The following is a 14973-nucleotide window of genomic DNA, read 5'->3' as shown; positions in this document are numbered from 1 at the left end:
GCGCATGAAGTCCTTCCAGAGACGGCGATGCCGCGGTTTCGGAGTGGGTGTGCATACCACTTGGTAGGTGTGTTGTAAGCCACGTTGCGCGCAAAGTCATGCTGCATCAGCACATGAAATGCCGGGCAACCGGTCTGAATCAAAGGTATTACGAAAAATCCAGTCCAGTTGGTTGACATTTCTGTGTCGGCGTGTCGAAGCTGCGTCCCACGCCTACCGTCCGGGCGATCCTTTGGGAGGAGGAAAACCATGCGGCAACCAGCCGGAGTTGTACGTCGTACACCGTTGTCACCCACACCGCTGATCGTGGCACTGCTCGCTGCGCTGGCGGCTTCACCGGCCGTGCAGGCGCAGTCTGCCGGCAGCGGTTCCGGGCAGGACGCCACCACCCTGGACCAGGTCCAGGTCACCGGTATCCGCGAATCGATGCAGAGCTCGATCAACAAGAAGCGCGACGACACGGTGATCGCCGATGTGTTGTCGGCCGACGACATCGGCGACCTGCCCGCGCCATCACTGGCCGATGCGATCGAAACGCTGACCGGTGCCGCCTCGACCCGCGACAAGACCGGCGCATCGGAAATCTCGATCCGTGGTCTCGGCGCCTTCCTCAGCAGCACCAATTTCAACGGCCGCGAGATCACCAACGGCAGCGGCGACCGCTCGGTGAACTTCAACATGTTCCCGGCCGAGCTGATCAATACGGTGGCGATCTACAAGACCCAGCGTGCCGACATCATCGAAGGCGGTGTCGCCGGGACCATCGGGCTGGAGACGGTCAAGCCGCTGGAGTACGGCAAGCGCTCGGCGCAGATCGATCTGCGCGGCAGCTGGGCCGAGTATGACAAGAAGTACCGCGACGACGATGGCATCGGCTATCGCGGTACCGCCAGCTACATCGACCAGTTCGAATTCGGCAACGGCCAGAAGCTCGGCATCTCGCTGGGCATCCAGCGGCTGGAGGGCACCGATCCGGAGGAGAGCATCACCAGCGGCTCCACCTGGTATGCCTGCGATGGCAGGCAGAACGTGGCCAATGCCAACTGCAATGAAGTCAGCGCCCAGGCCATCGCCAACGGCGCGCCGTACTACCTGGTGCCAAGCAGCCGCATCTATCGCCTGAAGCAGGAGCGCAATGATCGCCAGAGCGAATTCGCGGCGATCCAATGGCGGCCCAACGACGTGGTCGAGGTCAACCTCGATTTCGAACATACCGAGCGCAACTGGGACGAGGACCGCAGCGACCTGAGCCTGTCCAATGCACGACGCGGCATCACCCAGCGCGAGGCGGACGAGGACGGCATCGTCCGCCACCTGCATGGCAGCACTTCCATCGATTCGACCTCCAACCGCTATTGGCGCGGCGAGGAATACACCGGTGGTGGCCTCAATCTGATCCTGCGCCCCAGCCCGGCCTGGGAGCTGTCCACCGATCTTTCCTATTCGCATACCAACCGCCTGGACAGCGAGCGCATGACCCGGCTGCGCGCCAACCAGCGCGACGTCAACAATGCCATCGTGCCGGGCATCAGCAGCGGCGCCACCGGCTATGTCGACTACGACTGGGACTGGCATGGCGAGGTGCCGAGCGTGGCGCTGGCGCCGAACTTCGACCCGAACAACTGGGACGCCTACACCGGCGCGGCGCGGGTGACCTCCAGCGCGACCGAGAACGACCACAAGATCAAGGCCGGCCGCTTCGATGCCAGCTTCATGCCCGAGTCCGGTTTCTTCACCCGCATCAAGGGCGGCGTGCGCGCCAGCCAGGCCGACTACCGCCTGCGCGACAACACCCTGGTGACCGACTACGACCAGCGCGTAGCGGCCGACAAGGCGAAGATCATTGCCGCCAACCGTGCCTGCCGTGCACCGTTCCCGCAGGACGATTTCATGGATGCGGCCAGCGGCAATACGATCTCCTCGTGGGCGTACTTCGATCCGAGCTGCCTCTACGCGTCCTTCCGCGGCACCAGCGACAGTGGCCTGGACCCGGACTTCCAGGACCCGAACAACGTCGATGTGACCGAGAAAACCCGCGCGCTGTACCTGATGGGTGAATTCAGCAGCACGCTGTTCGGCCTGCCGGTCACCGGCAATGTCGGCCTGCGCTGGGTCAAGACCGACGTGCGTTCGGAAGGCGTGCGCACCGACCTGGCGGTCATCGACAATGGCGACGGCACGATCCGCCTGCAACCCACTGGTGATTTCACCACCCAGGTGTTCAAGGCGGGCAACGACAAGCTGCTGCCAAGCCTGAATGCCGCGTTCGAGCTGAAGCCGGACCTGTTGCTGCGGGTGGGCGCGTACCGGGCGATGTCACGCCCGGATATCGCCGCACTCGGTGCCGGGCGAACCATCAATGTCAGCAGCGATGCCACCTATACCGGCCTGGCCGACGCGCTGGACGACATCAGTGCCAGCGGCAATCCGGCTGCGCAGCCGCTGATGTCCTGGAACGGCGATGTCTCGCTTGAGTGGTATGCGAACCCGGATACGCTGCTGGCCGGTGCGGTGTACTGGAAGCAGTTCAACGGCGGCACCGCCACCGCGCTGGTGCCGGAGACCTACACCCTCAACGGACAGACGGTGACCGTGCCGGTGCGCCAGCAGGTGACCACCGATGAAGACAGCACCCTGACCGGTATCGAGCTCAGTGCCACCCACCGGTTCTCGTACCTGCCCAAGCCGTTCGATGGCCTCGGCTTCAAGGTCAGCTACAACTATGCCGACGCCGACTACCAGACGCAGGATTCGCGGTTGGGCGAGCAGTTGGCCGCCGATGGATCGATCATTCCGGCCATCGTTCCGCCGGCCGGCCTGAGCGGCTTCTCGCGGCATGTGCTGTCCGGTTCCCTCTACTGGGATGTGGGCCGCTTCAACATCCAGGCCATCGGCAAGTTCCGTTCGCACTATTACCAGGACTTCACCGGCAACACGGCGCAGCAGAACCGCTACTACGATGACAACACCAGCGTCGACCTGCGCCTGCGTTACCGGGTGAACAAGCAGCTGTCGCTGTCGCTGGAACTGATGAACCTGACCGACGAGCCACGCGTGGCGTACCAGCCGCTTTACGGGAATTTCCGCGAGGTGGTGAGCTACGGGCGGCGCGCGTATTTCGGTGTACGATACAAGTTCTGAACAGGGCGGCGCGGCCAATGGTCGCGCCGTCGCTCCAACCGGACCCGCACCGTGCCCGGTGGCCGGGGACGGGCCCGGAGGGAACCGCCAAGGGTCAGCCGCATGTCCGCCAACCGTCTCTACCAGACCATCGCCGCCAAGCTCCGCAAGCTGATCGAGGATGGCGAATATCCGTCGGGTTCGCGCCTGCCGGGCGAACGTGAACTTGCCGAACGCTTCGGCGTCAGCCGGGTCACCATCCGTGAGGCGGAAATCGCCCTGGAAGCGCAGGGCTGGATCGCGATCCGTATCGGTTCGGGCGTCTATGTGAAGCCGCGCCCGGCCCAGGCTGCCGGCGGGCTGCCCGATATCAGCGCCTTCGACCTGACCGCGGCGCGTGCCGTGTTCGAAGCGGAAGCTGCAGCGCTGGCGGCAAGCAATATCGATGAGGCCGGCATCGCCGAGCTGCAGGTGCTGGCTGAAGCGCTGTGCCGTCGTGACCTTACCGATGAAGAGGCCGGCGACTACGACCGCCGCTTCCACCTGGCCATCGCCCGCCTCTCGGGCAACCCGGTGGTCGAGTATTTCGTGCAGCAGATCTGGCGCATGCGCAGCGAGCTGCCGCGGGTGACCGAGGTCTACGCACGGGTGTGCCATGACGATGGTGCCAGCCGCGCCGACGAGCACATGGCGATCTTCGAGGGGCTGCGCGCGCGCGATCCCGTCGCTGCACGCAATGCGATGCGCCATCACTTCCAGCGCCTGTTCGAGGCGATGCTGGAGGCGACCGAAAGCCAGGCGCTGGCCGAGATCCGCCGGCAGACCCAGCAGGACCGCGAGCGCTTCCTGGCCACGACCCGGATCTGAGCGGGTTCATCCTGCAGCGCCGGGCCACGCTCGGCTGCTTTCGGCTGGAACGTGCGGTACCCGCACCGCCTGCATCCGCGCGCTATGCTGGGCTCCGGACGTCTCCCATAAGGAAAGCGCGATGTTCCCGACCATGTTCTTCAGCGCGGTGCTGGCCTTCGTGGCCGTGGTCATCCTGTTCAAGGCAGTGCGGATGGTGCCACAGGGCTATGAATGGACCGTCGAGCGGTTCGGCCGTTACACCCACACCATGTCGCCCGGCCTGCATTTCCTGATCCCGATCGTCTACGGGGTGGGGCGCAAGGTGAACATGATGGAACAGGTGCTGGACGTGCCCGGCCAGGAAGTGATCACCAAGGACAACGCCGCCGTGCGCGTCGATGGCGTGGTGTTCTTCCAGGTACTGGACGCGGCCAAGGCCGCCTACGAGGTATCGGTGCTGGAAGTGGCGATGATCGCCCTGGTGCAGACCAACATCCGTACCGTGATCGGCTCGATGGACCTGGATGAATCGCTCAGCCAGCGCGAGGTGATCAACGCCAAGCTGCTCAGCGTGGTCGATCATGCGACCAACCCGTGGGGCGTGAAGGTCAACCGCATCGAGATCCGCGACATCCAGCCGCCGCGCGACCTGCTCGATGCGATGGCACGGCAGATGAAGGCCGAGCGCGAGAAGCGCGCGCAGATCCTCGAGGCGGAAGGTTCGCGGCAGTCTGAGATCCTGCGTGCCGAAGGCGAGAAGCAGGCTACGGTGCTGGAGGCGGAGGGGCGGCGCGAGGCCGCATTCCGCGACGCCGAAGCACGCGAGCGCCTGGCCGAAGCCGAAGCCAAGGCGACCCAGGTGGTGTCGGCGGCGATCGCCGACGGCGACGTCCAGGCCATCAACTACTTCATCGCCCAGAAGTATGTGGAAGCGTTCAAGGAACTGGCCACGTCGCCGAACCAGAAGCTGGTGCTGATGCCGATGGAGGCCAGCGGAGTGATTGGTTCGATCGCCGGCGTGGCCGAGCTGGCCAAGCAGGCCCTGTCCAACCAGGAAACCCGGCCGCCGGCAAAGCGGCCGCCACCGATCGGAGGCTGACATGCGCTGGGAAGTCGTTGCCTGGGGTGCGTTGGCCTTGCTGCTGTTCGCCGCCGAAGCGCTGGCGCCCGGCGCGTTCATGCTGTGGATCGGCATCGGTGCGGCGGCGGTGTTCACGCTGGTAGCGGTGTTCGCCGATATCCCGGTGCTGTGGCAGGTGGTCGCTTTCGTGGTGCTGAGCGTGCTGTCGATCCAGTGCTACCGGCACTGGGGCAAGCCGCGCGCGCGGCAGAGTGACGCGCCGCTGCTGAACCGCCGCGCTGAACAACTGGTCGGGCGGGTGGTGCCCTTGCAGCAGGCCATCGTTGCCGGGCAGGGCAGGGTCAGCATCGACGACGCGTCGTGGCAGGTGAGTGGGCCGGAGCTGCCGGCCGGCACGCTGGTGCGGGTGGTGGCGGTGCAGGGCAGTGCGCTGGTGGTCGAGGCGGTCGCCTAGGGTTTCCAGCCAACGGCGCAGCCCCTCGTGTGTGGTCGCTGAAAGCAGATGCTGGGTTGGGTCGGGCGGGTGGGCTGTGCAGGGGGCGCCGCAAGTACGTCCTTGTAGGCTTGGCCGCGGCATCCATGCCGCGGACACCCCCGCCGGTCGCTGCGCTCTGTGTGCCCGGGGTCGGATCCCTTTCCGCAGGCAATGGCTTCGACACTTCTCTCCATATATGTATCGACATCCACAACCGCTCTTGCCTTCCGTCCCGTCATCGGGAACCTGTCGGGGTGGGGCGGTGTGGGGTGGAGGGACCGCAGGCGCCATGGATGGCGCCTACGAGCCTACACGGACGTACTTGCGGCGCGTCCCGCAACCCCACATCGCCCCACCAGCCCACAGACGTCGCCGAGCCGATACGCTTTGGCCGTTGCCGTTGCCTGGCTTGTAGAAAGCGCCCGCCGGCCGCAGGCCGGCCAACATCCCCCCGCTGCGCTGCGGCGCGACCTGCGGCCGACCGATCTGGGATAATGCGCGTTCTTGTTTCCTCTGCTGCCGGACCCGGTCATGACCCAGAAGACGCTGCTCAACGATACCCACCGCGCCCTTGGCGCCAAGATGGTCGATTTCGGAGGTTGGGACATGCCCATCCACTACGGCTCGCAGCTGGACGAGCACCACCTGGTGCGTCGTGAGTCGGGCGTGTTCGACGTCAGCCACATGACCGTGGTCGACCTGCGCGGCGACCAGGTCAAGCCGTTCCTGCGCCGCCTGCTGGCCAACTCGGTCGACAAGCTCAAGGCCACCGGCAAGGCGTTGTACTCGTGCATGCTGAATCCGCAGGGCGGCGTCATCGACGACCTGATCGTCTATTACCTGGGCGACGACTTCTTCCGCATGGTGGTCAACGCCTCCACCCGCGAGAAGGATCTGGCGTGGCTGCGCGAGCAGGCTGCGCCGTTCAACGTCTCGGTCGAACAGCGTCCAGACCTGGCGATCCTCGCTGTGCAGGGTCCGCAGGCGCGCGACATCGTCATCGGCCTGGCCCGCGAAGCCGACCGTGAGTCGCTGGGCAAGCTCGGCCGTTTCGCCGCGCTGCAGGTGCAGTCCGACGACGGCGTTGAACTGTTCGTCGCCCGCACCGGCTACACCGGCGAAGACGGTTTCGAGATCCTGCTGCCGCAGGATGCCGTGGTCGCGTTCTGGAACCGCCTGCTTGCTGCCGGCGTGAAGCCGGCCGGTCTTGGCGCGCGCGATACCCTGCGCCTGGAAGCCGGCATGAATCTGTACGGCCAGGACATGGACGAAGCGATCAGCCCCTACGAAGCGGCGCTGGCCTGGACGGTGTCGCTGGACGAGGGTCGCGACTTCATCGGCCGCGACGTGCTGGAGGCGCAGAAGGCGGCTGGCAACGCACGTCAGATGATCGGCCTGGTGATGGATGAGAAGGGCGTGCTGCGCCATGGCCAGGCGGTCACCACTGCCGGCGGCCAGGGCGAGATCCTGTCCGGCACCTTCTCGCCGACCCTGGCCAAGGGCATCGCATTCGCGCGCGTGCCGGCCGGTGAACTCGGTCAGGTCACCGTCGACATCCGCGGCCGTCAGGTGCCGGTGCGGGTGGTCAAGTTCCCGTTCGTGCGCGAAGGCCAGGCCCAGCCCGGCGTGCTTGGCGACGCCTGATCCAAACATGCCGGTCGTCACTGCCAGCAGTGGCGGCCGGTTGGTTACACTAGCCCCGTTTTTTCCACCCCCTGCATATCTCTGGAGCAGTCCCATGAGCGAGATCCCCGGCGACCTCAAGTTCCTCAAGTCCCATGAGTGGGCCCGTGTCGAAGGCAATGGCCGCGTGACCGTCGGTATTTCCGACCACGCCCAGGGCCTGCTGGGTGACCTGGTCTACGTCGAGCTGCCCGAAGTCGGCGCGACCGCCAAGGCCAACGAGCAGATCGCGGTCGTCGAGTCGGTGAAGGCCGCCTCCGACGTCTACAGCCCGATCAGCGGCACCATCGTCGAGGTCAACTCGGCACTGGCCGACAAGCCGGAAACCATCAACGAAGACGCCTACGGCGATGGCTGGATGTTCGTTGTCGAAGTGTCCAACAGCGACGAGCTCAACGAGCTGCTGGACCCGGACGCGTACGCCGAAGGCCTGGAAGACGAAGAGCACTGAGTCGTCGTTTCCCCGGTACGAAAACGGCCACCCTCGGGTGGCCGTTTTCGTTTTGGAGGAGGCTTCGAACTTATGCCGGCCGGTTCGCCGCATGCCATCGCCATGGCATCAGTCGGTGTTGAGCGCGGGCAAAAGGCGTGCGCAGTTTTGCGCAAATCCGCGTTTCCACCCCCGCGGCGGCGCGCCCGGATGTGAAAAGTTTTTGGCCTTGTTGCAGGACCGTTGTGCTGGCGTTGGCGCGTGCGTTGCCATGCATGGCCGCGTCGCCGCGTGGCGTTCCGCTTCAGGCCCCTACATGACGCAGAGTGCTTATTTCAAGTGTTTTTTCTTCGCTGTTCGTGCGCAGTTGATGGCAGCGACGATGCGCGATGCAGTGTTTGCCGGCGCTCGCGGAGGAACATCGGCAGGCGCGGGAAGGGCTTCCGGGACGCGGCGGATGTGAAAATTTTTCGCGGGGGTTGTTGACAGTAAAAAAAACCGTGATTAGGTTTCGCCTCAGCAGACCTTGCCTGCCAAACCGAGTGCGCAGAATCAATCGTCCGATGCGAAGCAGCCCCTCGAAGACCACCGCGATCCTGACGACGGTGGAGATGGCCCCGCTTCCCCTCGAGAAATGCAAGGCAACCCCTGTTCCGATGCCTGCTCCGCCGATCGTGGCGGGCATCACCGCATCCGTAACGGCGCGCCCGACGCGCCGGCGGTCCCCGCACGCAGCATGGGCGGGTTTGATCCACCTGGGCGTTTCAACTCCCTATCACTGACGAGGAGCCATCACCATGGCAACCAAGAAAGCTGCGAAGAAAAAGCCCGCCGCCAAGAAAGCGGTGAAGAAGGTCGCCAAGAAGGCCGCTGCCAAGAAGGCAGTGAAGAAGGTCGCGAAGAAGGCGACTGCCAAGAAGGCAGTGAAGAAGGCTGCCAAGAAGGTCGCCAAGAAGGCCACGGCGAAGAAGACAGTGAAGAAGGCGGCCAAGAAGGTAGCCAAGAAGTCCGCTGCCAAGAAGGCCGTAAAGAAGACCGCGAAGAAGGCCGTCAAGAAGGTAGCCAAGAAGGCCACCAAGAAGACTGCCAAGAAAGCCGCCAAGAAGACCACTGCCCGCAAGCCGGCCAAGAAGGTCGCCAAGAAGGCAGTGAAGAAGGCGACAAAGAAGACCGCCAAGAAGGCAGTGAAGAAGACTGCGAAGAAGGCGACCAAGAAGGCTGCCCCGAAGAAGGCTGCCAAGAAGGTTGCCAAGCGCAAGCCGGCCGCCCGCAAGAAGAAGGCCGCTCCGGTGGCCCTTCCGGCAACTCCGGCACCGCTGATCTAAGTATTTCCCGATAGCCGTACCCTGAGACCCCTTCCCCGACTGCCCAGCGGGGAGGGGGTTTTTTTATGGGCTGCCTGCGCCTGGCCAGCTGCGTTCACCCGCTGCGTCGCAGGGAAACCGCTCGACCAGGAAATCCACGAAGCTGCGCAGCCGGGTGGAGTGATACCGGTCGTGCGGATAGACCACGTGCATGGGCCGACCGTGCCGGCCATGTTCCGGCAGCAACGGGACCAGGCTACCCGCATCGATGTCTGCTGCCAGCAGCAGGCTCGACTGCAGGATGATGCCCAGGCCCTGCAGCGCGGCCAGCCGCAACGCTTCGCCGTTGTTGATCTGCAACCGTCCCGAAGGCGGCGCTGGCAATGCCACTTCGTTGCCCAGCCAGTGCGACAGCGCAGCAGGATCCAGCGACAGGCATTGATGCTGCTGCAGCTCCTGCGCGTTGTGCGGCGTGCCATGCCGTGTGAGATAGGCCGGCGATGCACACAGGGTCAGCCGGTAGGCGCTGAGCGGACGCGCTACGAGATGCGTGGCGTCGGCCAGCGTGCCGATGCGGATGGCGGCCTCGAACCCCTCATCGGCCAGTTCGACCACGCGATCGGTCAGGACCAGTTCGACACTGACCTCGGGGTAGCGGTCCATGTAGGTCGACAGTGCCGGCACCAGCGCATGCGTGCCGAAGATCACCGGTGCACTGATCCGCAGCGTGCCCGCCGGTGCCAGGTGGTGATGCTGGGCCTGCGCATCGGTTTCCTCCACCAGGCGCAGGATCTCTTTGCAGCGGCCGAAGTAGGCCTCACCGAAAGCGGTCATATGCTGCCGACGGGTCGTGCGGTTCAACAACTGCATGCCCAGCCGTTCTTCCAGGGCGCGCAGGTGCTTGCCGGCCATCGTCGCGGAGATGTCCAGTGCCGATGCCGCGGCACTGAGGCTGCCCTTTTCCACGGCCAGCACATAGACCTGCATGCTCTCCAACAGGTTCATCTGACACCCCGGGTTCTGAATGTTGAAACCTCGCCGGAGTTTATCAATCGAGGGTGTTCAAAGAGCATGTCCGCACGGCCAGATGGGCCGGCAGAACTGGCAGGGCAACACATGAAACTGGATCTTGAAGGACGTACCGCGCTGGTCACCGGCGCAGGCAGCGGCATCGGCGCAGGTGTTGCGCGGGTACTGGCGAGGCAGGGTGTGCGCGTGGCGATCACCGCGCGGCGGCAGGCGCCGTTGCAATCGGTGGCGGCCGCAATCGAGGCGGCGGGTGGACCGGTACCCGTCGTGTTGGTGGGCGATCTGACCGACGCCGACGATGTGCAGCGCATCGCCAGCGCTTCGCTGCAGACGCTGCAGCACGTGGACATCCTGGTCAACGCGGCCGGTGGCGCACGGTTGGCCGGGGTGGCCGCAGCAGACGAGGTGTGGGACGAGGCGATGGCACTGAACTTCTCGGCGGCACGACGGCTGACGCAGGCGTTGCTGCCGTCGATGCGGGCCAATGGCTGGGGGCGTGTGATCAACCTCAGCGGGTCGATGGAGCCGCGTGCGGTGAATGCCGCGAGCCCGGCGAAGGCGGCGCTGCATCTGTGGAGCAAGGGGCTGTCCTGCGATGTGGCGGGCGAGGGCATCACCATCAACTCGATCGCGCCGGGGCGGATCAACAGCGCGCAGATCCTGGATCGGCTGCATCCCACCGAAGAGAGCCGGCGTGAGTTCATCGCCCGCAACATCCCGATGGGGCGTTTCGGCGAACCAGAGGAGGTGGCGCACCTGGTTGCGTTCCTGGCGTCGCCGTTGGCGGGGTACATCACCGGGGCGGTGATTCCGGTGGATGGCGGAATGCACTACTTCGCCCACTAGCATCCCGGGCGCGCCTGATTCTACGAAACGGTGAAGGCAGGGACGCTCAGCGCTACGTAAACAAGCGAAAAGGGCGACCCGTAGGCCGCCCTTCTGTTTACGGTCGAGCTCGCCAGCTCAGCGCGGCGAGGCCACCGCGCGGTTGCCCGAAGCGCCCTTGCCCTTGCGCTTGTCCTGCTGTGCCGGGGTGGCGCCCTCGGCCATCAGGTTGTCGCTGCCGAAGTCGGTGTCCACGTCCAGCCAGCGCTGCGACGGCAGGCCGAGGGCTGCGTCGAGCACGGTCGGCAGCAGGCCGCTGGGCAGGCCGCTTTCGCCGTTCCACATGATGGCGATGCCGAGGTCGCGCTCGGGCACCAGTGCAACAAGGCCGCGGTAGCCCTGCACCGCGCCGGCATGGAACACGACATCGTGACCGGCGTAGTCGAAGGTGCGCCAGCCCAGCGCGTAGCCGGCCGAGTGCAGGCGTTCGCGGCGCCAGCCCGAACGCATCTCGCCCGGTGTGTTGATCAGGCTGGAGTGCAGGGTCGCCAGCAGCGGTGCCGGCAGCACGTCCGGGCGGTGGCCGGTATGGGCCAGCAACCACTGCGCCATGTCACTGGCACTGGCGTTGACGCCGGCAGCAGGGGCGACGCGGTAATAGGTCGGCTTCGGCGTCAGCGACACCCAGCCGTTGCGGCTGCGCACGTGCGGGCGCGCCCAGCGCGAGCTGGCCTGGATGCCGGCCAGGCCGAGGCTGGCATCGTTCATGCCCAGCGGCTTGAAGATGCGGCGTTCGACCGACTGCTCGTAGAAGCTGCCGGAGGCCGCATACACGACGTCGCCGATCAGGCTGAAGGCCACGTTCTGGTAGGCGTAGCAGTCGCCCGGCAGGCACTTCAGGCTGGTGTTGGCCAGCTTCTGGGTCAGCGCGTAGTACTCGGCATTGCCTTCGATGTCGCGGTCATAGGCGTTGTACGGCAGGCCGACGCGGTGGCTGAGTACATCGGCCACGGTCAGGCGGTCGGTGGCCTCCGGCGAGTTCAGGCGGAAGCCCGGCACGTAGTCGGTGACCTTGCTGTCCCAGCGCAGGGTGCCATCGTTGACCAGCAGGCCGGCCATGGTGCCGGCGAAGGCCTTGGACAGCGACGCCAGGCGGAACACGGTGTGGGCGTCGACCGGCAACGGGTTGTTGACGTCGGTCACGCCGTAGCCGCGCGCGCTGAGCACGCGGCCGCCCTGCACGATGGCCACTGCCATGCCGGGCACGCGCTCGCCATAGGTGAGCTGCTGCGCCATCGATTCGATGTTGGCGACGTTGAAACCGGCAGCGGGCAACTGCACCTGCGGCACCAGCCCGGTGCGGTAGGCCGCAGGCTGGGTGTGGGCGACGGCGCCACCGGCGGCGGTTTCGATGTTGGTCGGCATCGGCGGCAACGCCGGCGGGGTCTGCGCGGTGGTGGACAAGGCAAGGGGCATCAACATGCCCAGCAAACCGGTGGCCGCCGAACGGATCGGACGACGCAGGCTGTTCTTTTTCATCGGTTGGAACCCGTGCGCGACTGCTGGGGATGATTCTAGCGCCGCTTTTCGCCTGTGCACAAACAAAGCGAAGATGAATGCGCATCTCGTTGAAAAAGTTGGATTTTTGACGCCAGAAGAGCGTGTATCACAAGGTGTCCGCCGGGCCAGTCCGTGACACTGCGTTGCAGCCATCGGCGCCGCCTGCGCTGGCGATGTTGCAGTGCATTGGATAACGTACGCGCTTCACTGCCCCCGGAGCCTGCCATGCCGCTGTCCAACCGCCGTTTGCGGGCGAGGGGAGCCGCGTGAGCGCGGCGCGGGAGAGCGGGGCACTGAAGGGCCTGCTGGCCGCGCTGCGCGAGTCGCCGGCGCTGTGGTGGTCGTTTCTGTACTTCTTCTGCCTGCTCAGCGGCTACTACGTGCTGCGGCCGGTACGCGAGGCGATGGCCGCTTCGGCCGACCTGGAGACGGTGTTCCCGGCGGCGTTGATCGCCTGGTTCGCCAGCCATGGCATCGCCCTGAAGGACTTCGTCCTGCAGTTCCTGTTCTCCTGCGTATTCGTGATCATGCTGGTGCTGCAGCCGGTCTATGGCTGGCTGGTCAGCCGCTTCCCGCGGCGGGTGTTCCTGCCGGCGGTGTACGGCTTCTTCGTCGCCACCCTGCTGGGCTTCTACGCACTGTTCGACAGCGGCGTACCGGGGCGGGGCATGGCGTTCTTCTTCTGGATCACCGTGTTCAACCTGTTTGCGGTCGCGGTGTTCTGGAGCTTCATGGCCGATGTGTTCTCCAATGCGCAGGCGCGGGCCTACTACGGCTACATCGGTGCGGCCGGCACTGTTGGCGCCTTCCTCGGCCCGATCATCACCAGTGCGCTGGTGCAGCGGGTGGGCATCGCCAACCTGATGCTGGTTTCGGCCGGCTTCCTGGTCGTGTGCCTGTTGTGCATCTGGCGCCTGCGCCACTGGGCGGTGCTGCGCGAGCGTGAGCAGCAGCTGGTGTCGGGTGAGCAGCCGATGGGCGGCAGCGTGCTCGATGGCCTGAAGCTGATCGTGCGCGAGCCCCTGCTGCGCTGGCTGGCGATCATGGTGGTGTTCGGCGTGGGTGTCGGCACCTTGCTGTACAACCAGCAGGCCAGCATCGTGCGTGCCTCGTTCAACGATGCAGGCGCTGCCACAGCCTTCTTTTCGCGCATCGACCTGGCGGTGAACGCGCTGGCGCTGTTGATGCAGCTCGGGCTGACCCGCTGGCTGCTGTCGCGCCACGGCATCGCCCCGGCGTTGCTGATTCCCGGTTTTGCGATCCTGATCGGCTTCTCGGTGCTGGCCGCATCGCCGATGCCGCTGATGGTGGCGGTGGTGCAGGTGATGACCCGCGCCAGCGAGTTCGCCCTGGCCAAGCCGGCCCGCGAAACCATCTACACCCGCGTGGACCGGCAGTGGCGCTACAAGGCCGGCGCGGCGATCGACACGGTGGTGTACCGCGGCGCCGACCTGACCTTCGCCTGGCTGCACAAGGGGCTGTCGTTGTTCGGTTCGCACGTGGTGTTCATCGGTGGTGTAGCCGTCGCCGGCTTGATGACCCTGGCGGCGTTCGGCGTGCTGCGCGAAGAGAAGAAGCTGCCGCGCGACCGTTGATTTTGGGGGGGGGGGCAGGCCGCCACTGCGAGCAGATGGATTCAGGCCTGATCTTTGATTGCAATGCTTACTGGAGAAGGGAATGCCCAATGGGAGCACGCGGCGTCATGCGTTGGATGAACGTCAGTTGGAGGCGTGGGCATTTCATGCATTCAACCTGGTCAGTCGGCTTCGAATGGGGGCTCTGGAGAGCACCCTTCTAATGGATGCTCTTTCTGGTCAAGACAGCATGGGCAGGCAACTGGAGGGCAATCTGGGGCTGGTGAACTTTGCCGCGCAACGTTTTGAAGGTCGGCTCATTCTCACCGACGTCATTGGTCCCAGTTCCCGTGCATTGGCAGAGATGATCAAGGTTGCCCGTCAGGACCTGGAGTTTGACGTCCTCGCCTGCAACGAACAGGGAATGTTGAACGTACTGCGGAGAGGCAACGACCTGGAGGCCGAGTCATGGCTCAGCGCCGTTCCTCAGCTGACCGCTCCTCGGCTTCGGCCCCACTTCCAGAGAGCTTTCAGGCGGCCCACCCGCCGTTTGGACAGCCCCCGGGCTGCAGCTCGCTTGCACCTTGCTAAGAAGCGATCGGAGAGGCTGCGCAAGGAGAAGGTCTATCACGACTCTGAATTCTTGCTCTTGAACTACTTTGATCTGGCCGTAAGGCGTCTCTATCGATTTCCGCTCTGGAGACGGATGGAAGGAGTGGTGTATCTCTTCACGGAGCGGCGTCCATGCGAGGATTGTTGTCACGTCGTCACGCGACTGCTTCGTCGTTATCGCAGAATCCAGCTGGTGATCGTGAGGGTGACAGGCCATGGTGCTTCGGAGTGGGGCGCATTGGAAAGACTCTCGGAGCATCCCAGAGTGCATATGCACAGATTCGAGTTTCTGCCGTTGGCTGTTGAAGAACGATCGCCAATGGAAGAGCCTGGGACGGGGCCGTGGACAATCCCCCATCTCGACGGTACGCCCCGTAGGGGATGGGCGCCCAAGGGCGCAACGCAGCGTCAGTGAATTTTCCCTGCAAATA

Annotated in this window: 13 protein-coding genes; 10 read left to right on the top strand and 3 right to left on the bottom strand. The window is 65.1% G+C overall.

Annotated elements, in window-relative coordinates; genetic code table 11:
* The first annotated feature begins 249 nt into the window (after positions 1–249).
* The 6 genes from BW38_RS18015 (at position 250) to gcvH (ending at position 7659) form a co-directional block, all read left to right on the top strand.
* A complete protein-coding gene (locus BW38_RS18015; RefSeq protein ID WP_032974960.1) occupies positions 250–3141 on the top strand; it encodes a TonB-dependent receptor in 2892 nt (963 codons plus the stop codon).
* Positions 3142–3243: 102 nt separating this feature from the next.
* A complete protein-coding gene (locus tag BW38_RS18020) occupies positions 3244–3987 on the top strand; it encodes a FadR/GntR family transcriptional regulator (protein WP_025877780.1) in 744 nt (247 codons plus the stop codon).
* 121 nt (positions 3988–4108) lie between these two features.
* The gene (locus BW38_RS18025) at positions 4109–5068 is read left to right on the top strand and encodes an SPFH domain-containing protein (protein ID WP_025877782.1); all 960 of its coding nucleotides are present in this window, start codon (positions 4109–4111) and stop codon (positions 5066–5068) included.
* Between the two features lies 1 nt (position 5069).
* Entirely contained in the window at positions 5070–5504 is a 435-nt protein-coding gene (locus BW38_RS18030; protein WP_032974959.1) for an NfeD family protein, read from the top strand.
* A 552-nt stretch (positions 5505–6056) separates the two neighbouring features.
* Positions 6057–7169 (top strand): glycine cleavage system aminomethyltransferase GcvT, encoded by a 1113-nt coding sequence (gene gcvT / locus BW38_RS18035; RefSeq protein WP_032974958.1) that lies wholly within the window; start codon positions 6057–6059, stop codon positions 7167–7169.
* Positions 7170–7263: 94 nt separating this feature from the next.
* The gene (gene gcvH, locus BW38_RS18040; RefSeq protein ID WP_025877788.1) at positions 7264–7659 is read left to right on the top strand and encodes a glycine cleavage system protein GcvH; all 396 of its coding nucleotides are present in this window, start codon (positions 7264–7266) and stop codon (positions 7657–7659) included.
* Between the two features lie 283 nt (positions 7660–7942).
* Here the strand turns inward: gcvH and BW38_RS21685 are convergent, their stop codons facing one another.
* The gene (locus BW38_RS21685) at positions 7943–8323 is read right to left on the bottom strand and encodes a hypothetical protein (protein ID WP_152543265.1); all 381 of its coding nucleotides are present in this window, start codon (positions 8321–8323) and stop codon (positions 7943–7945) included.
* A gap of 112 nt (positions 8324–8435) precedes the next feature.
* On the opposite strand from BW38_RS21685, the gene BW38_RS18045 reads away from it, so the two are divergent.
* A complete protein-coding gene (locus BW38_RS18045) occupies positions 8436–8963 on the top strand; it encodes a hypothetical protein (protein WP_025877789.1) in 528 nt (175 codons plus the stop codon).
* A 63-nt stretch (positions 8964–9026) separates the two neighbouring features.
* Here BW38_RS18045 and BW38_RS18050 read toward each other — a convergent pair whose 3' ends face one another.
* The gene (locus BW38_RS18050) at positions 9027–9947 is read right to left on the bottom strand and encodes a LysR family transcriptional regulator (RefSeq protein WP_032974957.1); all 921 of its coding nucleotides are present in this window, start codon (positions 9945–9947) and stop codon (positions 9027–9029) included.
* Between the two features lie 111 nt (positions 9948–10058).
* On the opposite strand from BW38_RS18050, the gene BW38_RS18055 reads away from it, so the two are divergent.
* Complete coding sequence (locus BW38_RS18055) at positions 10059–10817, top strand: SDR family oxidoreductase (protein ID WP_032974956.1); 759 nt, start codon at positions 10059–10061, stop codon at positions 10815–10817.
* 117 nt (positions 10818–10934) lie between these two features.
* Here the strand turns inward: BW38_RS18055 and BW38_RS18060 are convergent, their stop codons facing one another.
* Complete coding sequence (locus tag BW38_RS18060) at positions 10935–12335, bottom strand: serine hydrolase domain-containing protein (RefSeq protein ID WP_025877795.1); 1401 nt, start codon at positions 12333–12335, stop codon at positions 10935–10937.
* Between the two features lie 287 nt (positions 12336–12622).
* Between BW38_RS18060 and BW38_RS18065 the strand changes: the two genes are divergently transcribed.
* Both BW38_RS18065 and BW38_RS18070 read left to right on the top strand, forming a co-directional pair.
* Positions 12623–13951, top strand: a complete 1329-nt coding sequence (locus BW38_RS18065; protein ID WP_032974955.1) for an MFS transporter — start codon at positions 12623–12625, stop codon at positions 13949–13951.
* Positions 13952–14033: 82 nt separating this feature from the next.
* Positions 14034–14957 carry a hypothetical protein gene (locus BW38_RS18070; protein ID WP_032974954.1) on the top strand — a complete coding sequence of 308 codons (924 nt, stop codon included), beginning with the start codon at positions 14034–14036 and terminating at the stop codon, positions 14955–14957.
* The last annotated feature ends 16 nt before the right edge of the window (positions 14958–14973 follow it).

It is taken from the genome of Stenotrophomonas sp. RIT309, assembly GCF_000632045.1.
In the GTDB taxonomy this organism is placed as follows: domain Bacteria; phylum Pseudomonadota; class Gammaproteobacteria; order Xanthomonadales; family Xanthomonadaceae; genus Stenotrophomonas; species Stenotrophomonas indicatrix.
This window is presented reverse-complemented; position numbering and strand designations above follow the sequence as displayed.

Excerpts from the sequence above, each read along its gene's own strand:
- BW38_RS18015 (WP_032974960.1), top strand. The coding sequence starts at position 250 with ATGCGGCAACCAGCCGGAGTTGTACGTCGTACACCGTTGTCACCCACA.
- BW38_RS18020 (WP_025877780.1), top strand. The coding sequence starts at position 3,244 with ATGTCCGCCAACCGTCTCTACCAGACCATCGCCGCCAAGCTCCGCAAG.
- BW38_RS18025 (WP_025877782.1), top strand. The coding sequence starts at position 4,109 with ATGTTCCCGACCATGTTCTTCAGCGCGGTGCTGGCCTTCGTGGCCGTG.
- BW38_RS18030 (WP_032974959.1), top strand. The coding sequence starts at position 5,070 with ATGCGCTGGGAAGTCGTTGCCTGGGGTGCGTTGGCCTTGCTGCTGTTC.
- gcvT (WP_032974958.1), top strand. The coding sequence starts at position 6,057 with ATGACCCAGAAGACGCTGCTCAACGATACCCACCGCGCCCTTGGCGCC.
- gcvH (WP_025877788.1), top strand. The coding sequence starts at position 7,264 with ATGAGCGAGATCCCCGGCGACCTCAAGTTCCTCAAGTCCCATGAGTGG.
- BW38_RS21685 (WP_152543265.1), bottom strand. The coding sequence starts at position 8,323 with ATGCCCGCCACGATCGGCGGAGCAGGCATCGGAACAGGGGTTGCCTTG.
- BW38_RS18045 (WP_025877789.1), top strand. The coding sequence starts at position 8,436 with ATGGCAACCAAGAAAGCTGCGAAGAAAAAGCCCGCCGCCAAGAAAGCG.
- BW38_RS18050 (WP_032974957.1), bottom strand. The coding sequence starts at position 9,947 with ATGAACCTGTTGGAGAGCATGCAGGTCTATGTGCTGGCCGTGGAAAAG.
- BW38_RS18055 (WP_032974956.1), top strand. The coding sequence starts at position 10,059 with ATGAAACTGGATCTTGAAGGACGTACCGCGCTGGTCACCGGCGCAGGC.
- BW38_RS18060 (WP_025877795.1), bottom strand. The coding sequence starts at position 12,335 with ATGAAAAAGAACAGCCTGCGTCGTCCGATCCGTTCGGCGGCCACCGGT.
- BW38_RS18070 (WP_032974954.1), top strand. The coding sequence starts at position 14,034 with ATGCCCAATGGGAGCACGCGGCGTCATGCGTTGGATGAACGTCAGTTG.